This is a genomic window from Rufibacter radiotolerans, from assembly GCF_001078055.1.
Taxonomy (GTDB): Bacteria; Bacteroidota; Bacteroidia; order Cytophagales; family Hymenobacteraceae; genus Nibribacter; species Nibribacter radiotolerans.
In genome coordinates this window covers 2,189,730-2,212,884 of record NZ_CP010777.1, presented here as the reverse complement: position 1 = coordinate 2,212,884, position 23,155 = coordinate 2,189,730, and the positions used below count along the sequence as shown (strand labels likewise).

The 23,155-nt window shown below is 49.7% G+C and carries 21 protein-coding genes; 15 read left to right on the top strand and 6 right to left on the bottom strand.

Annotation, left to right across the window (positions count from 1 at the left end; genetic code table 11):
• The first annotated feature begins 102 nt into the window (after positions 1–102).
• Positions 103–1,203: an AI-2E family transporter gene (locus TH63_RS09220; protein ID WP_048920694.1), complete on the top strand. Its 1,101-nt coding sequence runs from the start codon at positions 103–105 to the stop codon at positions 1,201–1,203.
• Positions 1,204–1,408: 205 nt separating this feature from the next.
• Here TH63_RS09220 and TH63_RS09215 read toward each other — a convergent pair whose 3' ends face one another.
• The 4 genes from TH63_RS09215 to TH63_RS09200 all read right to left on the bottom strand — a co-directional run bounded on the left by TH63_RS09215 (position 1,409) and on the right by TH63_RS09200 (position 5,796).
• Positions 1,409–2,443, bottom strand: coding sequence for a zinc-dependent alcohol dehydrogenase family protein (locus TH63_RS09215; protein ID WP_048922710.1), 1,035 nt, complete (start codon positions 2,441–2,443; stop codon positions 1,409–1,411).
• 121 nt (positions 2,444–2,564) lie between these two features.
• A complete protein-coding gene (locus tag TH63_RS09210; protein WP_048920693.1) occupies positions 2,565–3,170 on the bottom strand; it encodes a rubrerythrin family protein in 606 nt (201 codons plus the stop codon).
• Positions 3,171–3,327: 157 nt separating this feature from the next.
• Entirely contained in the window at positions 3,328–4,767 is a 1,440-nt protein-coding gene (locus TH63_RS09205; RefSeq protein WP_082161608.1) for an FAD-binding oxidoreductase, read from the bottom strand.
• A 279-nt stretch (positions 4,768–5,046) separates the two neighbouring features.
• Positions 5,047–5,796, bottom strand: a complete 750-nt coding sequence (locus tag TH63_RS09200; RefSeq protein ID WP_048920692.1) for a pseudouridine synthase — start codon at positions 5,794–5,796, stop codon at positions 5,047–5,049.
• Positions 5,797–6,135: 339 nt separating this feature from the next.
• Between TH63_RS09200 and TH63_RS09195 the strand changes: the two genes are divergently transcribed.
• Positions 6,136–7,146, top strand: a complete 1,011-nt coding sequence (locus TH63_RS09195) for a zinc-dependent alcohol dehydrogenase family protein (RefSeq protein WP_048922708.1) — start codon at positions 6,136–6,138, stop codon at positions 7,144–7,146.
• 284 nt (positions 7,147–7,430) lie between these two features.
• Positions 7,431–8,732, top strand: a complete 1,302-nt coding sequence (locus TH63_RS09190) for an erythromycin esterase family protein (protein WP_048920691.1) — start codon at positions 7,431–7,433, stop codon at positions 8,730–8,732.
• A 30-nt stretch (positions 8,733–8,762) separates the two neighbouring features.
• Here the strand turns inward: TH63_RS09190 and TH63_RS09185 are convergent, their stop codons facing one another.
• Positions 8,763–9,905 (bottom strand): AI-2E family transporter, encoded by a 1,143-nt coding sequence (locus TH63_RS09185; protein WP_048922707.1) that lies wholly within the window; start codon positions 9,903–9,905, stop codon positions 8,763–8,765.
• Positions 9,906–10,471: 566 nt separating this feature from the next.
• Between TH63_RS09185 and TH63_RS09180 the strand changes: the two genes are divergently transcribed.
• The 4 genes from TH63_RS09180 to TH63_RS09165 all read left to right on the top strand — a co-directional run bounded on the left by TH63_RS09180 (position 10,472) and on the right by TH63_RS09165 (position 15,476).
• Positions 10,472–11,224, top strand: coding sequence for a glycosyltransferase (locus tag TH63_RS09180; protein WP_048920690.1), 753 nt, complete (start codon positions 10,472–10,474; stop codon positions 11,222–11,224).
• The gene (locus TH63_RS09175) at positions 11,211–11,861 is read left to right on the top strand and encodes a lipid-A-disaccharide synthase N-terminal domain-containing protein (protein ID WP_048920689.1); all 651 of its coding nucleotides are present in this window, start codon (positions 11,211–11,213) and stop codon (positions 11,859–11,861) included. The genes TH63_RS09180 and TH63_RS09175 overlap by 14 nt, the downstream gene beginning before the upstream one ends.
• Positions 11,862–11,873: 12 nt before the next feature.
• On the top strand, positions 11,874–13,499 hold the full coding sequence (locus TH63_RS09170) for an ArnT family glycosyltransferase (protein ID WP_048920688.1): 1,626 nt from the start codon (positions 11,874–11,876) through the stop codon (positions 13,497–13,499).
• 195 nt (positions 13,500–13,694) lie between these two features.
• Positions 13,695–15,476, top strand: a complete 1,782-nt coding sequence (locus TH63_RS09165) for an APC family permease (protein WP_048920687.1) — start codon at positions 13,695–13,697, stop codon at positions 15,474–15,476.
• A gap of 113 nt (positions 15,477–15,589) precedes the next feature.
• On the opposite strand, the gene TH63_RS09160 is transcribed toward TH63_RS09165, so the two are convergent.
• A complete protein-coding gene (locus TH63_RS09160) occupies positions 15,590–16,186 on the bottom strand; it encodes an LURP-one-related/scramblase family protein (RefSeq protein WP_048920686.1) in 597 nt (198 codons plus the stop codon).
• Positions 16,187–16,662: 476 nt separating this feature from the next.
• Here TH63_RS09160 and TH63_RS09155 point away from each other — a divergent pair, with 476 nt between their 5' ends.
• The 8 genes from TH63_RS09155 to TH63_RS09120 all read left to right on the top strand — a co-directional run bounded on the left by TH63_RS09155 (position 16,663) and on the right by TH63_RS09120 (position 23,078).
• Positions 16,663–17,289, top strand: coding sequence for a hypothetical protein (locus TH63_RS09155; protein WP_048920685.1), 627 nt, complete (start codon positions 16,663–16,665; stop codon positions 17,287–17,289).
• Positions 17,286–17,588 (top strand): winged helix-turn-helix domain-containing protein, encoded by a 303-nt coding sequence (locus TH63_RS09150; RefSeq protein WP_048920684.1) that lies wholly within the window; start codon positions 17,286–17,288, stop codon positions 17,586–17,588. Before TH63_RS09155 ends, TH63_RS09150 begins: the two co-directional genes overlap by 4 nt.
• 305 nt (positions 17,589–17,893) lie before the next feature.
• Positions 17,894–18,229, top strand: coding sequence for a hypothetical protein (locus tag TH63_RS09145; protein WP_048920683.1), 336 nt, complete (start codon positions 17,894–17,896; stop codon positions 18,227–18,229).
• Between the two features lie 53 nt (positions 18,230–18,282).
• On the top strand, positions 18,283–19,527 hold the full coding sequence (locus TH63_RS09140; protein WP_048920682.1) for a hypothetical protein: 1,245 nt from the start codon (positions 18,283–18,285) through the stop codon (positions 19,525–19,527).
• 102 nt (positions 19,528–19,629) lie between these two features.
• Positions 19,630–19,995: a hypothetical protein gene (locus TH63_RS20670; RefSeq protein WP_231583572.1), complete on the top strand. Its 366-nt coding sequence runs from the start codon at positions 19,630–19,632 to the stop codon at positions 19,993–19,995.
• Between the two features lie 421 nt (positions 19,996–20,416).
• Positions 20,417–20,716 (top strand): hypothetical protein, encoded by a 300-nt coding sequence (locus TH63_RS09130; RefSeq protein ID WP_048920680.1) that lies wholly within the window; start codon positions 20,417–20,419, stop codon positions 20,714–20,716.
• A 75-nt stretch (positions 20,717–20,791) separates the two neighbouring features.
• Positions 20,792–21,064 carry a hypothetical protein gene (locus tag TH63_RS09125; protein WP_048920679.1) on the top strand — a complete coding sequence of 91 codons (273 nt, stop codon included), beginning with the start codon at positions 20,792–20,794 and terminating at the stop codon, positions 21,062–21,064.
• A 31-nt stretch (positions 21,065–21,095) separates the two neighbouring features.
• A complete protein-coding gene (locus TH63_RS09120; RefSeq protein ID WP_048920678.1) occupies positions 21,096–23,078 on the top strand; it encodes a sialate O-acetylesterase in 1,983 nt (660 codons plus the stop codon).
• Positions 23,079–23,155: the final 77 nt, after the last annotated feature.

The following is a 23,155-nucleotide window of genomic DNA, read 5'->3' as shown; positions in this document are numbered from 1 at the left end:
GGTTTCTGAAAAGCGGGTCCAGGGAAAAGGTTAGATTATTAGGCGGCAACGTGATTCTTCTTCCTCAGGAAACAATTTTGTGGTTAATTAGTACAACGCTGCATGACCTATTCTGACCCTTTCTATAAAAAGTCCACCATTATTCTGTTGGGGATTATCCTGTTGGTGTACGTGATGTTTATCATGGCCGATATTCTCATCCCGGTGGCGTTCTCCCTGCTGTTGGCTATTTTGCTGAACCCCTTGAACAACCGGTTCCAGCGCATGGGCATCCCGAAGGTGGTGGCTATTTTACTTACCCTCCTGATCGCTATTACGGCGCTGGGCATAATCCTCTATTTTCTTTCCACCCAGATCATCCAGTTTGGGGAAATGGTGCCGGCCTTAAAGCTGAAGTTCAGTCAGATCTTATCAGATATCCAGCGCTACGCCGAAACCACGTTCGGGATCAGTATCCAGAAGCAGACCCAGTTCCTGAAAGACACCGCCAGCAGCGGAAAGGCCCTGGTAGGCCAGACAGTGAGCAGCGTGCTGGGCATCTTCAGCTTGCTGTTCCTTATTCCGGTGTACATTTTCCTGTTCCTGCTGTACAAACCCCTTATCCTGAACTTCCTGTTTGAGGTGTTTTCCAATAAGAATACCCGCTACGTAGCCGAAATCCTTCATGAGACCAAATCTGCGGTGCAGAGCTATATTGTGGGGCTATTGATTGAGGCGTCTATTGTGGCGGTCATGAACTCTGTTGCCCTCACGCTTTTAGGAGTGCCCTACGCCATTCTGCTGGGCGTGATTGGGGCCATCCTGAACATGATTCCCTACATTGGCGGGTTGGTGGCCATCTTGCTGCCCGTCTTAATCGCGACGGTCTCCCAGGAAGGCTACACCACCCAATTGGCCATTATAGGGGCTTATGCCGTCATTCAGTTTATTGACAACAACGTGCTGGTGCCCCGCATTGTGTCCAGCAAGGTGCAGTTGAATGCCTTGGTGTCCATTCTGGCGGTATTGCTGGGCGGCGCCTTGTGGGGCGTGTCTGGTATGTTCCTGTCTATTCCGTTTATGGCGGTGGTCAAGATCGTGTTTGATCGCATTGAGGAACTCAAGCCCTGGGGGAAATTGCTGGGGGAACAGATCCCGGATTCTTACCCCGGGCAGGGTTCTGTTAAACCAATGATGGCAGTGCAGCCCGAAGCCAAGAAATAGAAACAGGTTCCTGTTCTACCTTGCTTTCAGCCAAGGTGTAAATGTCGAAAAGGCGTTTTAAAGCCGTTTTCCCCAAAACGGCCTTTAAACGCCTTTTCTCCATTGCCCCTATAAATGAGCAACGGATTCCTTAAATTACTTCGCCCGAAGGGCCTGACCTGGTTTTCCTTTATGTCTTTACCACCTCTTTGCTTTCCAACTGCGGTTAAGGTTCAATGATTACCTTCATGGCTTTTTCCTGCGAGGCGTTGCCGAAAACCTCATAGGCATGCAGCACATCATCTAGTTTAAAATGGTGGGTGATCAGTTTTTTAGGGTCAATACGCCCAGACATGACCGTTTTCAGAAGCATGGGCGTGGTGTTGGTGTTCACCAGGCCGGTAGTAATGGTGATGTTTTTGATCCAGAGGTCCTGCAGTTGCAAGTCTACCGGCTTGCCGTGTACGCCCACGTTAGCCACGTGCCCGCCGGGGCGGATGATACGCTGGCAGATGTCAAACGTGCCCGGGAAACCCACGGCCTCAACGGCTACGTCTACGCCGTCCTTGGTTTCAGACAGGATCTTCTGCACTGCATCTTCCTTGCCTGAATTGATGATGTCTGTGGCCCCAAACTTTTTGGCTACCTCCAGGCGGTTTTGGTCCAGGTCTACCATGAAAATTCTGGCGGGGGAGTAGAAAAGCGCCGTCAGCAGCACCGACATGCCTATGGGGCCAGCGCCCACAATGGCAACGATGTCTCCGGGCTTCACGGTGCCGTTCAACACGCCTATCTCATGGCCGGTGGGCAGGATATCACTTAGCATGACCAGGGCTTCCTCATCTGAGCCCGCCGGAATATGGTGCAGGCTGTTGTCTGCGTGCGGAATGCGGACGTACTCGGCCTGGGTGCCGTTAATGAGGTGGCCCAGAATCCAGCCGCCGTCTTCGCAGTGGCCATACATTTGCTTTTTGCAGTACTCACAGGTGCCGTCTGAGGTAATGCAGGAAATGATCACGTGGTCGCCTTTCTTAAAGCTCCTTACTCCGGGGCCCACCTCTGCTATCATGCCTACGCCCTCATGACCCAGGGTGGTGCCAGGTTTACAGGAAGGGGTTTTCCCATGCAAGATGCCCAGGTCGGTGCCGCAGATGGTGGTTTTCAAGATTTTTACCAGCGCATCAGTAGGTTTCTCCAAGGTAGGCATGGGTACTTCTTTCAACTCTATCTTACCTGGCCCGCCGTAAACAAGTCCTTTCATGGTTTCCTTCATAGTGGTAGGAATAGGGTAGGTGGTGTGGTTTTAAGTTTGGTATGGCTGTGAACAGAATGCTTTTTTAATTGCTATAACTGCCTCTCTACATTTACCGGCGAAAAAGCGGCTATAGAACTTTTATGAATTTCTCTCCTTTCTGTACCGGCCTTGGCGCCGCATTGCCGGGGATCACCGCAATGGTGGAACCGGTCACGTTGCTCACGTAGTAGTCCATTTTTTTATTCTTCCCGAAGTGATCCAGCGCCTCCTCCAGCAGTTTTTCATGCTGGGCCTCGGCGTTTAAGGCGTAGGTGAAGGTGGTAACGGCCGCTGGGGCTTTTTCCTGCCTGGCTGTTTTTACAAACTGCGGGTAAGACGCCTCTGTTTCCTGCTTTTCACCTTCAATGGGCTCTTTCAGGTTTTCCCGGGTGGTTTTCACCTGCACCTGTTCATACACCAACGCACCCGGTTTGCCACCCAGTTTCATAATGGCGGCCTTATGGTTTTTCATGTGAATAGCCTCTGACCTGGAAATGGCCCTAAAGAGTTTGGCAATCTGTAGTTGCTTTTCCTCAGTGGCCTTGGCCGCGAATTGCTCATACCGCCGGGTGGCGTTAGCCTCTGCCTGGTATGCTTTTTCCAGATTCTGCAGCGTGTGGGTGATGTTTGTCTGGCTATGCCCGGGAAGCCCACAAGCCATAACCACTAAGAGAAGGAAGAAGAGTTTCTTCATGGCAAAGACAGTTAAGCATTACAGGGGAACAGTATTATGTACGTAGTTTTATTGGAAAAGCTTAAAAAAATTTAAGAAAAATTATATTAAATGATAAAAAAATAGAATGAGCCTATAATAGAATGGGTTTTGAACTACAGGACAAACTGTGATGACTTTAATGGGTGGCTTTTTCTTTGGTAGGGATAATATTCTGGTTAGATCTGAAAAGGTTATCAGGGTCATAGGTTGCCTTTACCTCTGCAAGGCGCGCATAGTTTGGCCCATAGGCGGCTTGTATCCGGTCGGTTTCCTCTTCCGTCAGGAAATTGACGTACACGCCGCCGGTCGCAAATGGGGCTGAGTCTTTAAAGAAGTTCCGGGCCCATTGGATACAGGCCTTATCTTCAGACGCGGTTTCCCAGCGGGTATGCACATTCATGACAAAATTGGCGTTTCGGTGCGGGTAGGCAGTTTCCTGGTCTGGCACCCGCTTCATCTGGCCGCCTACCTGCCCTACAAAGATCTCTGTCTGAGAAGAGGGGAGCTGGTTGACATAGTCAAGCATTATATTTACCAGGTCATCTGGTAAGGCAGTGAAATTATGGGACTTCCAGTAGTTGCGGGCACCGGCGGTAAGCAATGGGTCAAACGCCTGCTGCCATTTGGCATAGGGGTGAGGGCCAATCACATCGGCAATAGGTTTTCCAAAGCGGCGCAACGGCTCCAGTACCCGCTCACCTTCCCCCATGTCGCCTCCATGAAAGGCAGCCAATACCACTACGGGCTTGCCGTGCCATTCCTCCGGAATAAAGGGCAGTGGAGGGGCTAGCCGTAACACCACCCAGACAGAGGTTTCATCTGGCAAGCCGGCCGCAAACTCGCGGTAAAACTGCAAGACCTTTTTAGCGTCCTGGAAAGGATGGACAATGAGCCCCGACAGGATCTCGGGCCCTACCGGGTGAAGCTTGAATTCAAAGGAGGTCACTATCCCAAAATTGCCGCCCCCGCCCCGTATGGCCCAGAAAAGATCTGGATGTTGGTCTTGGCTGGCCTGAACCAGCTGGCCGTTGGCGGTGACTATGTCTGCAGAGAGCAGGTTATCTATGGTCATGCCGTACTTACGGCTGAGCCACCCAAAGCCCCCGCCCAAAGTAAGCCCGGCAATGCCAGTAGTGGAATTGATGCCAACCGGGGTGGCCAACCCAAATACCTGCGCCTCATGGTCAAAGTCTGCCAGGGTGCAGCCTGGCTCTACCCGGGCAATCCTTTTCTGCGGGTCTATCCTCACGGACCGCATCAATTGCAGGTCAATCATGAGGCCTCCCTCGTTTAGGGCACTTCCTGCAATATTATGTCCGCCGCCGCGCACAGACACGCGCAACTGGTGTTGTCTGGCAAAATCAACTGCCTGCATCACGTCTGTAGCGCTGGTACACCGCACAATAAGGCCCGGCTTTCTATCAATCATGCCGTTCCAGATAGCTCTTACCTTATCAAAGTCAGGGGAGGTGGGGGTGAGAAGTTGACCATGCAAGGATTCTGCCAGGTGATTTACTTCTTCTTGTGAAAGCTCCAGAACGGAGCCGTCCATTCTGCCTACCAGAAATGTGCCCATGGGGACCTCCTTTGCTATTGGTGAAATGTAGAACCAGCGTGACCAAATACCTGGGGGATAGGCAATACAAGCAAAATACCCTTCCAGAGAAGGTGCAGCGGAGTGAGGAGGGGGGAGTGAGTTTAGTTGTACGAAGTCAATATAAAAATGTACTTATTCCTACCCAGAAGTTTAAGTTAAAATCCTTTTGGCAATAGGATTCCTTTCTGGAAACGGGAAAGAATGCCCCAATTCAAGAGATAATAACCTTAAAATAGAAGGCGTAAGATGACCAGCTGTCTACCAATCAATGGCTATAGGTTGGGGAAGTTCCTGCTCTTCAGCCAGGGCCGGCAGCCAGCCAAATTTCTGGCAAAGCCGAAGCGTATTGGCAGGCAAGGGTGCCTTTAATTCAAGGGTTTGGCCGGTAAAAGGGTGCTCAAACCGCAGGGAGGCGGCATGCAGCAGCATAAAAGGGCTGTCTAACTGCTCCAGAAACATGAGGTTATGGCGCCAATCGCCGTGCTTTTTGTCCCCAACAATGTAATGCCGCAAATGCGCGAAGTGCTTCCGGATCTGGTGCATGCGACCCGTCTCAGGTTTTATCTTCACCAGGCTGTAGCGCGCCGTCTGGTAGCGGCCCACGGGAATGGGGAGCTCTACCGTGGCAACCCTGCTGAAATGGGTGACGGCTTCCTGGGCCTCTTTGTGCTGGTGGTCTTTGTCTGGCCTGATGGGGCTGTCAATGGTGCCGGCCTCAGGGGCGTAGCCCCGCACAATGGCAAAATAGGTTTTGTCTGGTTGCCGCTCCGCGAAGGCTTTCACAAAGGGGGCTGTGGCCTCCGGAGATTTGGCGAACAGAAGCACCCCCGAGGTTCCCCGGTCCAGGCGGTGCACCGCATGCACCCGTACCCCCAACTGATCGCGCAGCAGCTGCAACGCAAATTCTTTTTTCTCTTCCGCAATGCGCGTGCGGTGCACCAACAGGCCATTGGGCTTATTGATGGCTACATACTGCGCGTCTTCATAAATAATCTCCAGCACGGGCATTGGTGTTAAGGAAGCCACAAAAATACGGAAATAAATTTGGGCCCGGTACCCGAAGTATTCCCAATGCCGCCCTTGCCTGGGATTGACCGGGCAGTCAAGCTAGTCGGCGTTTTGAGCCTGTTTTGGCCAAAACAGGCCCAAAACAGCAGATACCTTCTAAAATCTTAGCCCATATCAAAGCTCGAAAAATCTTGGGCCGCCTCCCGGTAAAAGCACTTTCCAATAAAAGGAAGAGTATGTGTGGATAGCCGTTCTGTTAAAAATAAACCTTTCCCTTGTTAGGCCCATATACCTGAAAGGTACCCTGCCACTTGCTGCTTCTTAACTTCAATGATTGTTATGCCCACTGAAATACCACTGTACATGCAGGCAATGGTGCTGGAAAAACCCGGTGAGCCTCTGGTCCTCAGGCAGGCAAAAGTACCTTCGCCGGGGCCCCGGCAGGTGCTGATAAAAGTAACCGCCTGCGGGGTGTGCCGCACCGATTTGCACGTGTTAGACGGCGAACTTCCCAAGCCTAAATTACCGCTTATTCTGGGGCATGAGATTGTGGGCATGGTAGTGTGCGCCGGAGAAGGCGTGACGCTGGTAAAGGAAGGCGAAGCGGTGGGCGTGCCCTGGCTGGGGTATACCTGCGGGAAGTGCAAATACTGCCTTCAGAAGAAAGAGAATCTCTGTGAGAACGCCCTTTTTACCGGTTATACTTTAGATGGTGGTTACGCCGAATTTACGGTGGTGGATGAGCGGTACTGCTTTCCGCTGGAAACATTAGTGGCGACCCCGGCTTCTGCGCCTTTGTTATGTGCAGGCTTAATTGGGTACCGGTCCTATGGCATGATAGGCGAAGGGGTATCCACTTTGGGTCTCTATGGCTTTGGCGCCGCAGCCCATATCCTTATTCAGGTGGCGCTCTTCCAGGGACTTAAAATTTACGCCTTCACGAGAGACGAAGACACGGCCGCCCAGCAGTTTGCCCTGAAATTAGGTGCCACCTGGGCGGGTAATTCCTCAGACCCCGCGCCGGTCAAGCTGGACGCGGCCATCATTTTTGCGCCGGCCGGACCGCTGGTGCCCAAGGCGCTGGCAGATGTAGACAAAGGCGGGGTGGTAGTGTGCGGCGGCATCCATATGAGTGACATTCCCGCTTTTCCTTACCGCCTGTTGTGGGAGGAACGGGTAGTCAGGTCGGTGGCCAACCTTACCCGCCAGGACGGGATAGATTTCCTGACACTGGCGCCCAGGGTAGGCATAAAAACCGAAACCCGGCCCTACCCGCTGGCACAGGCCAACCAAGCGCTGGAGGACCTCCGGAATGGGAAACTGCAAGGAGCAGCAGTATTGGTAATGTAAAATGCTACCTAACTGAATCAAGTGCGTTTTAGAGCCGTTTTTCAGAAAACAGGCCTTAAATGGCAGCATGAAAAAGGAAGGGTGGTTTTTGCCCCGGCAATAACAAGAGCTTTTACGGGTTACATTAACCAAAGCTTACCCCCTTCGTTTTTAAGAATACAACCGGGCAGGAAAAAACAACAAAAAGCTGCTGTAAATGATACGAAGGACTGGCTCCATGGGGTGGGCCAGGGGAGATGTGGCATACCAGAATCTAGAAAATATCCTTTAGCCACAACAAACCCATGGCCACTTCTACTGCTTCTACCACCGGCCTGGCCAAATATTGCCTTCCGCTCCAGAACGCCCAGGACCTGGACCCCCTGCTAGCCCGGATAGGAGATGCCAAGTATGTGTTGCTAGGGGAGGCCTCACACGGCACCCATGAATACTACACCTGGCGGAGCGAAATCTCCCGGCGCCTTATCCTGGAGAAAGGCTTTTCCTTTATTGCCGTGGAAGGCGACTGGCCAGACTGTTTTGAGATTAACCGGTGGGTGAAAAACCACCCAGACACGGCAGAATCCATTGCTGATGTCTTAACCCTGGTTGACCGGTGGCCTACCTGGATGTGGGCTAATTGGGAAATTGCCGCCTTGGCCAACTGGCTGCGGCACCACAACCTTACCCTGGCCCATGACCGCCGGATTGGCTTTTACGGGCTAGACGTGTACAGCATGTGGGATTCCCTGAAAATAATAGTGGAGTATCTGGAAAAGGAAGACCCTGAGGCGGCTGAATACGCCCGCCGGGCTATTGACTGCTTTGAGCCCTACGGCGAAGAAGAAGCCTATGCCAGGGGCCTGAGTTCCATGAAACCCAGTTGCCGCGAGGCCGTGCTGCAACTCCTGCTGGAGGTAAGGCAGAAGGCCGGCCAATACAACCAGTCACCAGAGGCCGGTCTGAACGCAGAGATAAATGCCCTGGTAGCGGCCAACGGAGAGAAATATTACAGAACCATGTCCGCCTTCGGGGGTAATTCCTGGAACGTGCGCGACACCCACATGGTGGAAGCCCTGAATACCCTCATGCGGTACCACGGCCCAGAGGCCAAAGTAATTATCTGGGAACACAATACCCACATAGGCGATGCGCGGTTTACAGACATGGGCGCCAGCGGAGAGATCAATGTGGGGCAACTAGTGCGCGAACAACATGCCCTTGAAGAAGTAGTGTTGGTGGGCTTTGGGTCATATGAAGGAAAAGTGATAGCCGGCCGGGGCTGGAATGCTCCCATGCAGGAAATGCCCGTGCCACCCGCTATTGCCAAAAGCGTGGAGCAGATCCTGCATGCTGCATCGCCAGAAAATAAGCTTTTGCTCTTTGACCAGCAGCCGGCCTTGAAAGAATATTTTAAAGGCTGGATGGGGCACCGGGCCATTGGGGTCGTGTACAGACCTGAACGGGACCGGGGCAATTATGTGCCTACTAAACTGTCGGGCCGCTATGATGCTTTCCTTTTCCTGGACAAAACCAAAGCGGTCCACCCCCTGCACCTTTCTCCAGACGGACATCTCACTCCCGAAACCTATCCCTTCGGGATGTAGAGAATCCTTCAGGAGTTATTGGCGCTTGCTCTACGCATCAGGTGGTTTTATTTCGTTTTCTTCCTCCAGTTTGGTTTTCACGGTTTCGGTCTGCTGCCTTAGCTCAGGGGCGGTCATGGGGGTGGCCGTGGGTCGCTCATCACCTAACAGCACGCCCCATTGTTTCAAGCTGTCGGTTCGGTCAAAGATTATTTTTAACACCGCAATCAGGGGCAATGACAAAAACATTCCCGCAATGCCGGCCATCTTTCCGGCCACCAGCACCCCCACAATGGTGGCCAGCGCATTGATCTTAACCTTAGAGCCCACAATGCGCGGCATTAGAATATGGTTGTCTAAAATCTGCGCCACGGCAATGGTGCCCAAAACCAGAAAAATAGGCAGTATTTCCTGCGAGGAGGCCAGGGTGAGGAGCACCCCCAGAATATTCCCTATCAGGGCCCCTACATAGGGTATGAGGTTGAGAAAGGCGAAGATGATACCAATGAGCAGGGCGTGTTTAATGCCTAGTAAAAACAAAGTGCCGCCCACCAGCACGGTCATGTAACTGATCTGGATCAGGAGGCCCATGAGGTAGCTTTTTATAATCACTTCGGTCTCGCTGAGCGCGTCTCTTACCCGGGTATGCCTTTTTTTAGGAAACCACAGAAAAATGAACCGCAGCAGAATGTTTTTATAGAACAGAATTAGGAAGACGTAGATAGGCATCAAGCCTATGAAAACCACCGCTGAGGTAAAAGAACCTGCGGCACCACCAAGCATTTTACCGGCATAGCTTAAAAGCCTATTACTTTGCTCATCAATGAAATTGAGCTGCTCATTGGGGGAAAAATGGGTTTTTCTGTTAATCCAGGCGCTCAAGGCTGCCAGATGGTTTTTGATGTTCTGCTGAATCACCGGCAGATCATTCACCAGATTTCTAACCTGCGACGAGAAAAACCAAAGGATAAGGCCAAAGATGATCAGCAAAAGCATAATACACAGCGTGATGGCCACCACCTCTGGCAACCTTTTCCTCACCAGAAACCGGTAGACTGGCAGAAGCATGATGCTGAAGAAAAAAGCAATGAAAATGGGCGCAATAATGCCTCCGCCACTGACCAATAGCCAACCCAAAAAGAACAGCCCCATAAATTCTATGGACCGGCGCACGGTTATGGGTAGAGTCTCCATGATGGCTTTCTTTCTGGCTGGTAGAAATCTGGTAATAGGGAAGAAGGAGATTAGGGTTCCGTCAAAAAAAGAAGGCAAGGTCTTAAATGCTCTCCTTAAAGGAGGCTTCCTGTTTCATCCGTTATGACTCCAAATAAATTCCCAGGTTTCCTTTTGCCACTCTCTCCTGAATAATACGGTATTCCGAAAGGAGGGGTATAATATAAGACCAGCGTTTACTACCATACTTTCTTTTTAAGAACACATCTAAGTCTTTATAATATTTAATAAATAGCTTTTATAGTACAACTAATCATATTTGCAAGGGTATACTACTAAGACCTTCCTTCAGGTTTTTTTTACGCATTAAGACTAAAACCCCTTTAACCTTTTAAGTGCTTTAAAACTTGTAGGACGGCAAGTGTTCCTTAGGTGGGGTTGCACTTCTGATCCGGAAGAAGGAATACCTAAATGCTGCCTTTACCAGAAGGGAAATGTATTTTGATATTCTCATTTGGTGCAAAGTACCAGGGAGGAAAGTGAATTGGTAGCTTAAGAAGAGGGAGTCAATTAGCTGTACCAGAGATATGAAAGACAAGCAAACCTTAACCATCATTGTACCTGTCTACAATGAGATAGAGTGCCTTCCTCATTTCTATGAATCTATGGAGGAGTTTTTACCACTATCGCCCATGCCAACGCAGGTGTTGTTTATAGATGACGGTTCCTCTGACGGCAGCCTTGACATGATAAGTCAGATCTGCCGTGAGAACCCCTTGTATAGCTACCTCTCCTTTGACAAAAACTACGGGTTGAGCACCGCCATTAAAGCCGGCATTGACCAGGCAGACAGCACTTACATTGGGTATATTGACTCAGACCTGCAAACCTCGCCCATGGATTTTCTGCGGTTCTTTGAATACCTCCCTGCCTTCCAGATGGTGAACGGCATAAGGGCGAAGCGGCAGGACACCCTGGTCAAGAAAGTATCTTCCAAAGTAGCCAATAAGTTCAGGAGGCTCATGATCAATGATGGCATTCAGGATACCTGCTGTCCACTTAAAATCCTGAACGCTGAATATGCCAGGCGCATCCCCTTCTTTGATGGCATGCACCGGTTTTTGCCGGCCCTTATCCAATTGCAGAAAGGGAAAGTAAAGCAGCTGCCGGTACAGCACTTTGAACGGTACGCCGGCACCGCCAAATACCACCTCTTTAACCGTCTCTGGGGCCCCCTGAATGACACCTTTGCGTTTAGATGGATGCGGAAACGCTACATTTCCTACCAGGTAGCACAACAGGAAATACATAAACCCCAGGAACACCATGAACAGGTCTGAGATAGCCATCTATTGCCTGGGGCTCCTGGCGCAGCTTCTGTTTTCCTCCAGAATTCTGGTGCAATGGATTCAGTCTGAACGGGCCGGGAAAGTACTTTCACCTACCTCGTTCTGGACCTTCAGTTTGCTTGCCTCTATCCTGTTGATGCTGTATGGCGTGTTAAGAAACGACATTGTGATCATGGCCGGGCAGATGGTTTCCTACTTTATTTACCTGCGGAACCTTAGGTTTAAGAATGTGTGGCAAAGCTTACCCTGGTGGGTACGGTGGCCCTCTCTTGTTTTTCCAGTGGCCGCCACTGGTTGGTTATTGTTTGGCAATGTCTATAGCCTGGGGTATATCTGGGAACACAGCAGTATTTCTGGCGCCTTGGTGGCCTGGGGTGGGGTAGGGCAGGCGGTGTTCACCCTCCGGTTTGTGTACCAATGGTATTACTCAGAAAAAGTCCAGGCCTCCGTTTTGCCTAACGGGTTCTGGGTCATCAGCCTGGTGGGCAGTCTGATGATCATCCTGTACGCTATTTTACGGCTAGACCCGGTGCTTTTTCTGGGGCAGGCCTTTGGCATAGTGGCCTACAGCCGGAATTTAATGCTGGGTATGCGCGAGCAGAAGGCCTCGCAAGTAATAGCCCAATAAGACGTCTCTCGTATGTTTGTTAAAGACTGGCTGTATAGCCGCAACGCCTTCTGGGTGGTTTTACTGGTGCTTTTAGGGGCGCTACTTTTCCAATTGGGGGCCTGGGGAGTACTGGAAACCAGTGAGGCGCGCTACGCCGAAATAAGCCGGGAAATGCTGGCCTCCGGGGACTGGTTGCACCCCCGGTTGCTGGGTATTTTGCATTACCACAAGCCACCCCTTACCTACATGATCACCGCGGTGGGCATGGCCGTGTTTGGCGTAAATGAATTCGGGGCCCGGTTTTTCCTGCAGGTATCTTTTGTGGTGCAAGCGGGGTTGGTTTACGGGCTTGGGTGCCTGCTTTTCAAAAGCAGAAAAGTGGCCATGACGGCGCTCATCATCTATGTAACCCTGCCTGCAGCCCTCATTTCGGCCCGTAACCTCACCACCGATTCCTTTCTGGCCACGTTTGAATTATTGGCCATCTGGGCTTGGGTAAAGTTTAAACTTCAGGGTAAGCCGGGGTTCCTATTTCTGTTTTTCATTGCCCTGGCGCTGGCCTTTTTAACGAAGGGGCCGGTAGGACTGCTTTTCCCAGTCATGGTAATGATGGCCTTTGCCAATAGCGGTGGCTATAAAGCAGGGAAAGGGCAGTGGATGTTGGGGCTATTGATCTTTCTGGGACTGGGGAGCTCCTGGTATGTATACCTAATGCTCCAGGACCAACGGTTTGTGGACTACTTTTTATTCCGGCAGACAGTGGAACGGTTTGCCAATCCAGAGGCTTTTAACCGGTCCAAGCCTTGGTGGTATTACCTGGTGTTGGCCCCGGTCCTTAGCCTGCCCTGGTCAGTTATGCTAGGTATTCACTTTAGAAAACTATGGGACCTGGTCCCGCTCCACAGAAAGCTTTTCGGGCTCTGGATTCTGGTTCCGCTGCTGTTTTTCTCCCTATCGGGCTCCAAGCTTATTTTGTACATCTTGCCTTTGTTTGCGGGGCTGGCTTTACTCATGGCCTGGCTGCTGTCTGAATTAACAGAATCCCAACGGCGGAATTCGGTCATTATTGGCTTTCTTTTTTATGGGTGTATGTCCTTAGCCTTGTTGAGTGCCCCTCTGTTGCCGGTTGGGGTAGCCTTGTCTCCGGGTGCTTTTCTGTTCCCGGTTTTATCGTTACTAGTCCTTCTGTACCTGGGCCAAAGCCTTTGGGAAAACAATGAGAAACTGCTGTTGGGTGCCCTGTCTTTCACCCTTTTTCTTGTGCCTTTCTCTACCTACCTTTTGTCCGATAATGCGGCGCTCTTACCTGGGAGCGAACATGTAGCAGCAGCTCTGAAAGAAAAAGGGTTGGCCAAAAGGCAAGTAGTAGTGTATGATCAATTGCTGCCCTCGCTGGCCTTTGAACAGAAAAGAACCATAGTCTCCCTGTACGACTCTAACAAGGGCCTGCAACGCGAGACCCAATTTGAGAATTCGGAGGCCTGGCGATGCGCCTTTTTGCAGTGTGGCAATGCCCAGGATTCCACGGCCCTGGTCAAGCTACTAGCGCAGAAACCCGTGGTTATGGTAAAAGGGAAATTACCGCCCAACCGGAAATGGTTACTGAGGGCCTTTACAAAAACAAAGCAGGTAGGTCCCTGGAACCTGCACTATTAACAAGTAAGCTCATAATTTGGGCAGTTTAATTGAAATTTGACCCATACAAAGATTTACCACCGGCAACGGAAATTTAGCTGGCCTAAAGCAGGATATTTACCAGCTTCATTTAGGAAAAAACCTTCAGCAACTAAATGAAAGAAAGCCGTATACTGCTTAATATTTAACCATAAGGTTTACCCAACTACAAGGCCAATGGAAAACGAGGCAGCTATTTGTGTTGCACCCACGTCTGCACCTAAAGCGCATCCGCATAAATTAAAGGAACTGGCGGCTACTGCCATTTGCGGGAATGATATCACCTCTTCCTGCTTATATGTTTCAGCGCTGGCCATTATCTATTCCGGGCAATATGCCTGGGTGGCTCTACTCATGGTAGGCGGGGTTTTGTTTCTGTTCAGGAGTATTTACGGCGAGGTGGTAGGCGCCCTTCCGTTGAATGGGGGAGCCTACAATGCCTTGCTGAACACCACCAGCAAAAGTACCGCCTCCCTGGCCGCCTGCCTTACCCTTCTTTCCTATATGGCCACCGCCGTTATTTCGGCCAGTGAGGCCATGCATTACGTGCACCACCTGTGGCAGGGGCTTCCTATTCTAATTGCTACGGTGGCTTTGCTTGCCTTCTTCATGGGGCTAACCATTATGGGCATAGGCGAGTCATCTATAGTCGCGGTCATCATTTTTATCACCCATATTTCCACGCTTACCATTCTGGTGGTCATTGGGTTTGCCTACCTGTTTTCACATGGGTTTGACACCCTGATCCTCAATTACAGCCAACCTTTGCAGGGGAGCATCTGGAAGGCCCTTTACTTCGGCTTTGCCGCCGCCATGCTGGGCATATCTGGGTTTGAGAGCTCGGCTAACTTTGTGGAAGAGCAGGCCCCGGGCGTTTTCCCGAAGACTTTGCGCAACATGTGGCTGGCCGTGACGGTTTTTAACCCCCTTACCGCATTTCTGGCCATCGCCCTTATACCTATGGCCGCCGTGGCCCAGAACTCTACGGCCCTGTTGGCTTATTTGGGGGAAATTGCCGGCGGGCCCTGGCTTGCCACGCTGGTGTCTGTAAATGCTGCCTTGGTACTAAGCGGGGCGGTGCTCACGTCTTACGTGGGGGTAACTGGGTTGGTGCAACGCATGACCCTGGACCGTTGCCTACCTCAGTTCCTGCTTATTACCAATAAAAAAGGATCTGCCTACCTCATCATGATCAGCTTCTTTTTGCTGTGCGTGTCTATTTTGTTAATCACCAGGGGCGATATTGGGGCTTTGGCCGGCGTGTACACCATTTCCTTTTTGTCTGTGATGACTTTGTTTGGGGTGGGGAACGTGCTTCTGAAATTGCGCCGTAACCGGCTTCCCCGGCCCGTGCGGGCGTCTGGATGGGTCTTAATAGTAGCTATTTCAGCAGTGGTTGCGGCCCTGGTGGGGAATGCCATCCTTAATCCTGCCTATGTGTGGGTGTTCCTCAAGTATTTTATCCCAACGGTATCCGTTGTGTTTATTATGCTCTACCGGATAGAATTACTGCTTTTCTTTACTTATCTGCTGGAACATGTGTGGCGCCCTATAGCCAAGATTTTGCCTTTCAAATCTTATAACATGATCCGGTTGGTGATGAAGATAAAGTCGCAGGAGTTTGTCTTTTTTACCAAGGGAGATAACATTGCCAACATCAACAAGGTCATGCGCTACATTGTAGTGAACGAGCATACCAACCGCCTTAAAATAGTGAATGTGCTCAAGGAAGGGGAGGAACCGCCTAAAAAACTGATGCATGAGATAGAAGTGCTGGATTTGGCCTACCCTGAACTGGAAGTGGATTTTGTGATTATCAGGGGGCAGTTTGGGCCAGAGCTCATCCAGGAACTGTCAGACAAGTGGAAGATCCCTAAGAATTTCATGTTCATCGGCTCACCGGGAGACCGTTTCCCGTATGGCCTGGAAGAATTGGGAGGGGTACGCTTAGTCATCTAAGAGAAACAGCATTTTTACTTAAAAGGCCCGCAAAGTCTAGCTTTGCGGGCCTTTTAAGTAAAAATGCTTCTGCAAGGCTCCTTTGATGGGAGCGGAGAAGGCGCAATTGTTAATTAGCCTCTGCGTCTTTCCAGTAGGATCATCATCATTAAGCTCAAGGTAACTCTTTCTGCCTCTTCGCCCTGGAACTCTCCTTCCTGAGAGACCGTGAACCTGCGGCCGAAGAAGGACCGCTGTTTCTTAAGCCTAGCTACTGTGGTGCCGTCTGGTCTGGTGACAAGATAAGAAGGGTTGAAGAAGTAACCCGTTAACAGGCTAACCACCGGCAACTGGCCCAGCAAGGCATCACCTACCCGTATCCAGGCATTTTCCTCCCTAATAATAAAGTCTTGGTCCTGGTTTTGGTCAAAAACCTCATAATGCGCCTTCCACATAGAGGCCCAGCCTTTCCGGGCCACCCGGCCAATTTCGCGTCCCCCGCCATCGGTGAAGGTATAGGCCGCCGAAAAGTCAATCCATTTATTGGCTTTAATGGAGTAGAGTAACTCCGCTTGTGATTCGTCATTAAAGACTTTTACTTCCTCTACCAGTTTAAAGAGTTTCTGTTTTACATAGCTCACCGTCAGGCCACTGGCATCCTGCACGGTAAAATCATTGGAGAGGGTGGTCACCTTAAAGGTGAAATCAAGGGGGAATAGGGCGTCTTTCATAATATTTTAGGGTAAGGGCTCAAAGGTGACAAAGCAATTTCCTGCATTTAAATTAAAGAATTAAATTTTAACAATATTTGGTCTCTTGAAAAAACATGGAATTGCTGGCTAGCTTTAACCTTTAAAAGCAGGAGAGGGCAGTCCTTGGAGAACGGCACAGGTTAAAGACAGAGGCGGCAAAGGCATTTACTTTATTAGCCTGGGCCCAGACCTGAATTTTGCGTTTTGAGCCAGTTTTTCGGAAAACAGGCTCAAAACAGATAGCAGAGAAGACTGCCGCGAAATTCTGTTTTAGGGTCGTTTTACCAAAAACAGGCTCAAAACAGGATAGGAATTGTGGCGCTACCGTATAAGGAGTAATTCTCCCAGAACCAAAGGTTCATTTTTCATCGCCACTACCCAAATAACATTTAATTCTTAAATCACTTGTAATTCAAAATTATTAATCATTACTTTGAAACGCAAAGCACTTTTAAATGAAACAGGAAAAGGATTATAGCCGCGATCTTGCTGAAATTCGCTCCATGATGGAGCGTTCTTCCAAATTTTTGTCGCTCTCTGGTTGGGCAGGCATCATGGCAGGTATTTACGCGTTGGTAGGGGCCTACATTGCCTACGCCGTCTTCGGCTTTAACCCTGACCACAGCTCAGACCTTCCCTTGACCGGGACCGGTATTTCGGCTACGCTCCTTAATGTCATTTTGCTGGCTGTCTTTATCCTGGCCATGGCGGTAGGGACTGCCATTTTCCTTTCGTCTAAGAAAGCAGAAAAACGCGGGGAAAAGCTTTGGAATGCCACGGCCCGCCGGGTTCTGATCAATATGGCGGTGCCCCTGGCGGTGGGTGGGATCCTGGTCCTTATCATGATCTCAAAGGGGCTGATTGGCTTTGTGGCGCCCTTTACCTTGCTGTTCTATGGGTTGGCTTTGTATAATGCCAGCAAGTTCACCTACGGCGAAATGAGAAGCCTGGGGCTAATTGAAATAGGGTTAGGCTTGCTTGGCTCCTATTTCGTGGGATATGGATTGCTGCTCTGGGCCATAGGCTTTGGGGTGGTCCATATTATTTATGGTATTTATATGCACTACAAGTACGAACGGTGAAAATATTACTTAATGGTTTACATAAAGCATTTGAAAGTAGGATCAGGCTGGGAATTATGTCAGCGCTGGCGGTGAATGATATGCTGGACTTCAACGCCCTGAAGGAGTACCTGGATGTGACCGATGGCAACCTGGCAAGTCACCTGAAGGCTTTGGAGAAAGAAGAGTTTATAAAAGTGGAGAAATCGTTTGTAGGCAGAAAGCCCAATACCACCTATGCCGTTACACCCCTGGGCAAAAAAGCGTTTAGTGACCATTTGTCTGCCCTGGAGAAACTGATAAAGGGAGCTTCTTCTTAGTTTAGGCGTTTAAACCAAAAAATAGCAGAGCACCAACTTATAACCTAAGCAGGAGAGGAGATGACCTCCCAAGAAAAGCGGACCTATTAATACTATGGATAGCAAATGGTTGGGCCTGATTGACCTGACTTTTGGAATAAATCAAGTACCTGGTTCGCAAAGGCCTTAAACCAAACCTGGCAAGTGTTTAAAGGAGAAGATGAAGGCCAGGATACAAAAGATATTTTTTTTGCCTATTTACTTTGATATACAAAGTACTTTAAGAAAACCTTAACATTTTTTATAACACCTAAAACTTTAGTGACATGACACAGCAAAATGATTTTACTAAACCATCCCTGAACTCAGGGTCCTTTATGAAACCTGTTTTGGTGGGGGCCGCCACCGCACTTCTCGTGATCTCCTTCTTTGTATTTGGAGTGGATACCCCTGATCCGGAATGGGGAAGCTTCTGGAGGATCAGGCCATTGATTATAACCCCATTGGCTGGTGCCATGGGCGGCGCATTCTATGCATTCATGGATTACCAAAGCTCCCGCGGTTTTAACCGGACGGTGGCAATTCTTCTCAGCCTGGTGGTGTATTTTATTGGCTTGTGGCTGGGCACCGTGCTAGGGTTGGCCGGTACCATGTGGGATTAAATTCCTTTGAAAACTGAAGCAGAAACATAGAGGCACCAATAACACCTACCCTTATGAAAGACGAAATTCTTGCCCATTTGCAGGACCCGGCCCAGCTGGAGAAACTGTACCGTAGCAACAAGGGCCCCTTTAAGCGGGAGTTCAGTACCCTGTACCCAGACCTGAAAGGCACCCCGGTGGCTGAATTCTGGAACCAAAGATTGACCTATGAAACGGAAGACATTCACTGGGGAAGTGGGCGGGAGCTTTTGTACGTGGGGTTGGCAGCCCTCCTGGCCGGGTTGATTGCTAAAATACCAGCCATTTTCTCCCTAAACCCGGAGTATTTCTACCCCAGAAACATTGGCTTCATTTTCCTGCCGCTCCTCACGGCCTATTTCGCCTGGAAAAACAACCTGCAACTTAAGAAGCTAGCCCTGATTGGGGGTATTATGGCCCTTTCATTGGTCTACATCAATGTGTTGCCTGGCACCAATAACAGTGACACCCTGATTTTGGCCTGCATTCATCTGCCCTTGCTGTTGTGGGTTTTGTTAGGTGCTTCTTTTGTAGGCAATAATCTGAGAGACTATCCTAAACGCCTTTACTTTTTACGCTACAACGGCGACCTGGCCGTCATGACTGCCCTAATCCTTATTTCCGGCGGAATCATGACTGGGCTCACCATAGGTCTTTTCTTATTGATTGGCTTCCACATTGAGAAGTTCTATTTTGAGTATGTGGTCATTATGGGTATGGCCGCGGTGCCTATTGTCGGAACCTACCTCACCCAAACCAACCCGCAGTTAGTAGGAAAGGTGTCTCCGGTTATCGCCAGAATTTTCAGTCCGTTGGTGCTGGTGATGCTCGTGATTTACCTCGTGGCCATGGTGTATTCGGGCATGGACCCTTTCAATGACCGCGAGTTTCTCTTGATGTTCAATGCCTTGTTAATAGGCGTAATGGCCATTATCTTTTTCTCGGTGGCTGAGACTTCCAATGCCTCTAAAACCCAGGCCGAGATCTGGGTCCTTTTCCTACTGTCGGTGGTCACCATTGTGGTAAACGGTATTGCCTTGTCAGCTATCTTGTTCCGCATATCTGAGTGGGGGATTACCCCTAACCGGCTGGCGGTATTGGGCGGGAACCTGCTTATCCTGGTAAATCTGCTCTTGGTGGGAACCCAGTTATTCAGGGTACTTGCCAAGAAAGCTCATCTGGGAGAGGTGGGGAAGGCCATTGCCATCTATCTTCCCATTTACTTCCTGTGGACCCTCATTGTGACGTTTCTTTTCCCGGTGCTTTTCGGGTTTAAATAACCAGGTATGTCTATCTCTTCAACTCTTAGCAAGGTACATTTTAAAGCCCGGAAAAATAGGTGGCTCCGGGACTTTGCGATCTTTAACCGCGTGGCCTTGGCCATGGGATTTTTACCTTCCGGCTTTGTGAAAGTGAACGGGGAACGGTTCACAGATCTGGCGGTCTGCCACCCTATGGGGCATTACCTGGAAGCCTTGCACCGCACCGGCTACTATTACACCTCCATTGGGATCATGCAGATGACCGCAGCCATCTTCCTGCTGATTCCGCGGACGGCTACCTTGGGCGCCGTTATTTATTTCCCAATCATCTTAAACATTTTGGTATTGTCTTGGGCGGTTCGTTTTGAGGGATCTTTTCTCTCAGCACCCCTCATAGTCTTGGCTAATTTGTACCTGCTCTGCTGGGATTACCACAAGCTGAAATTCATTTTCCCGTGGGAGCAAAGGGACGTGTACCTCAACTGATTTTGCTATCTGTAAGAAATAGAAAATCAAGTTCGACAAGTCGTACCTAACGATTACCTAACCATGAATGTCTGTATGAACCCTAAAAGGAAATTAAAAAAAGTAGGCTTGGCCTTTATGGCAGGTCTTCTTTTTACCTCAGGCTGTGAACTGATGCCCCGTAACTCATTAAAAGATTGCAGAGCCCAATGTGCCGAGAGCGATAACCCTGGGGCGTGCTATGATTTCTGTGATTGCATCCATCAAAACTGTCAGCCGCTAAGCAATTGCCTGGACCAATATGAAAACGCATCTAAGGCACCAGTCAAGCCTTGAAATCACTTTGATAGGCACTCCCGTTGATTTGCTGTTGTACAACAACCAAGCAGATAGTTCTTGGCCCATTAACAAGTAGAACCCTAAAATTTTAAAAGAAATCGTTATGACTACCACTTCACCTGTTTTAGCAAATGTTTTCAATCTGACCGGCTGGCTGTTTGGTCTGCTTTTTTTAGCTATTGGTATAGTAAATACCTTCTGGGGGAATGACCTAGGCTTTGGGCTCTTTATCATCGTGCTGGCGTTCATTTTTTTCCCTGCGGTCACTTCCCTTATCAAGAGTAAAACCGGCTTTGCTATTCCCAGAGTTTTGAAATGGCTGGTTGGTCTTTTTATACTATTTGCGGCGTTGGGCGTAGGGGAGCTGTTTGATAAAATTGACCTGATGCTGGCTAGCTTTTAAGGGCCAGATGCTTGACAAAAAAAGTGTAGAAATGAAATTGTTGAATGAAAATCTTACCTGTTAACCTTAACGAAAATGGAAGCTAAAATAAGTACCCCTAACCTACTTGGTTGGTTGTTTGGATCTCTCGTCTTTATTATTGGCGTTTTAAATCTGGTGCTGGTGCACCCGGTGCCGGCCTTTGGGTATTTTTTCCTGTCATGCTTATACTTGCCTCCTACCACTGCGCTTTTCAAGCAATGGTTTGGCTTTACCATGCCAGGAATTATAAAGATTGTTTTAGGGATAGTCATTGTGATGTTCACCTTGGGGGTAAGTGACCTTGGTGACATGATAGACAAGTTGTAACTTACCTGCCACTAAACTTTCTGTTTTGGCAATGAATCTCTGTAAAAAAGCACCTGCCGGCCTCCGCCTTCTTTTGATCTTGTTTGTTTGCTTAAACGCCTTAGCAGCCCAAAGCAAAGTGAAGCTTCCCCAGTTGGTAAGTGACGGAATGGTGTTGCAACGGGATGCTAAAACCAAAATCTGGGGCTGGGCCGCTGCTGGTGAAAAGGTAACCGTGGCCTTTAAAGGCAAGACTTACCGCACCGCCGCAGACCCCCAAGGCAACTGGGCTATCGCGCTTGCCTCCATGAAAGCGGGCGGGCCTTTTACCATGGATATTAAAGGCACAAACCAATTGGTGCTGAAAGATATCTGGATAGGAGACGTGTACCTGGTGTCTGGCCAGTCTAACATGGTGCACCAGATGGCCTTGCATAACATTACCTATGCGCAAGACATTGCCACCGCCAATTACCCTCAGATAAGGCATTTCTGGATCCCGACGGCCACCAACCTGGCTGGACCCGCAAAAGATCTTCCGGCAGGATCCTGGAAATGGGCCAACCCCCAGGATGTGAACAATTTCTCGGCGGTGGCTTATTTCTTTGCGCGCAAGCTGTACAATGAGTATAAAATTCCGATTGGGTTGATCAATGCCAGCGTGGGGGGAACACCCATTGAGGCATGGATGAGCGAAGAGGGCCTGAAGTCTTTTCCTGAGAAATTAGCGGCCATTCAGAAAAACCTAGACACCAGTTACGTGAACAGTACCAAGCGCTTGGCCCTGGCCGCCGCAATTGCCTCCAGGCCTAAGACGGAGCAGGATAAGGGACTTACCGGGACCCTTAAATGGTTTGATCCATCTTATCAGCCAAAAAACTGGCGCCCCATCAATGTTCCTGGCTACTGGGAAGACCAGGGCATCAAAGACCTGAATGGGGTAGTCTGGTACCGCCGCGAAGTAGAGATTCCGGCGTCAATGGCGGGCGTACCGGCCAAGGTGTTTTTGGGTAGAATCGTTGACGCAGACATTTTGTTTGTGAACGGGAAAGATGTAGGCAAAACCACCTACCAATACCCGCAACGGAGGTACAGCCTTCCCGCCGGCACCCTGAAGCCAGGGAAAAACCTCTTTGTAGTACGGGTAACCAATAATGGCGGCAAAGGAGGCTTTGTACCGGACAAGCCTTATTTTATTGAAGTCAACGGTACCAAGGTTGACCTGAAAGGCGATTGGCAGTATAAGGTGGGAGAGGTATACCAGCCTGTAAATATGAGCGGACAGTTGGCAGCTATAAACGAGCAAAACCAGCCTGCTGCCTTGTATAATGCCATGGTAGCCCCCGCTATAAATTACACCATAAAGGGCATTCTCTGGTACCAAGGCGAAAGCAATGCCGGAAACCCCGCGGAATATAAGAAACTCTTGCCCGCCCTGATCAGTGATTGGCGCTCCAAATGGAAGCAAGGCAACCTTCCTTTTCTATTTGTCCAGCTCCCCAATTTCATGGAGGTGAATTACCTGCCCAGTGAAAGCAATTGGGCATTGATGAGGGAAGCCGCCTTGCAAACTTTGACCGTCCCCAATACTGCCATGGCCGTTACCCTTGGTCTGGGCGAGTGGAATGACATTCACCCAGACAATAAAAAAGACGTAGGCGAGCGCCTGGCGTTGGCAGCCCAGAAGTTAATTTACGGTGAAAAGAAGTTGGTTTCCTCTGGTTCGCTTTACCAGTCTTCCAAATTGGAAGATGGTAAAATAACCGTAAGCTTTACCAATACCGGCAGTGGGTTAGTTTCTCATGACGGTGAAGACCTAAGCTGGTTTGCCATAGCCGGGGCAGATAAAAAATTCGTTTGGGCTAAAGCCAAAATAGACGGCAACAAGGTAGTGGTGTGGAGTGAGGAGGTGCCGGACCCCAAGTATGTGCGGTACGCCTGGGCAGATAACCCCGATGGGGCCAACCTATACAACAAGGAAGGATTACCCGCCTCGCCTTTCCGGACGGATGCAGACGGGGAGAAACTCCCGTAATAACTCCCTTAATTGGAGCCGTGATTCTTTTTAGTAGTAAAAGATTAAAGCTTTTCGACTGAATTTCGAACTCACCT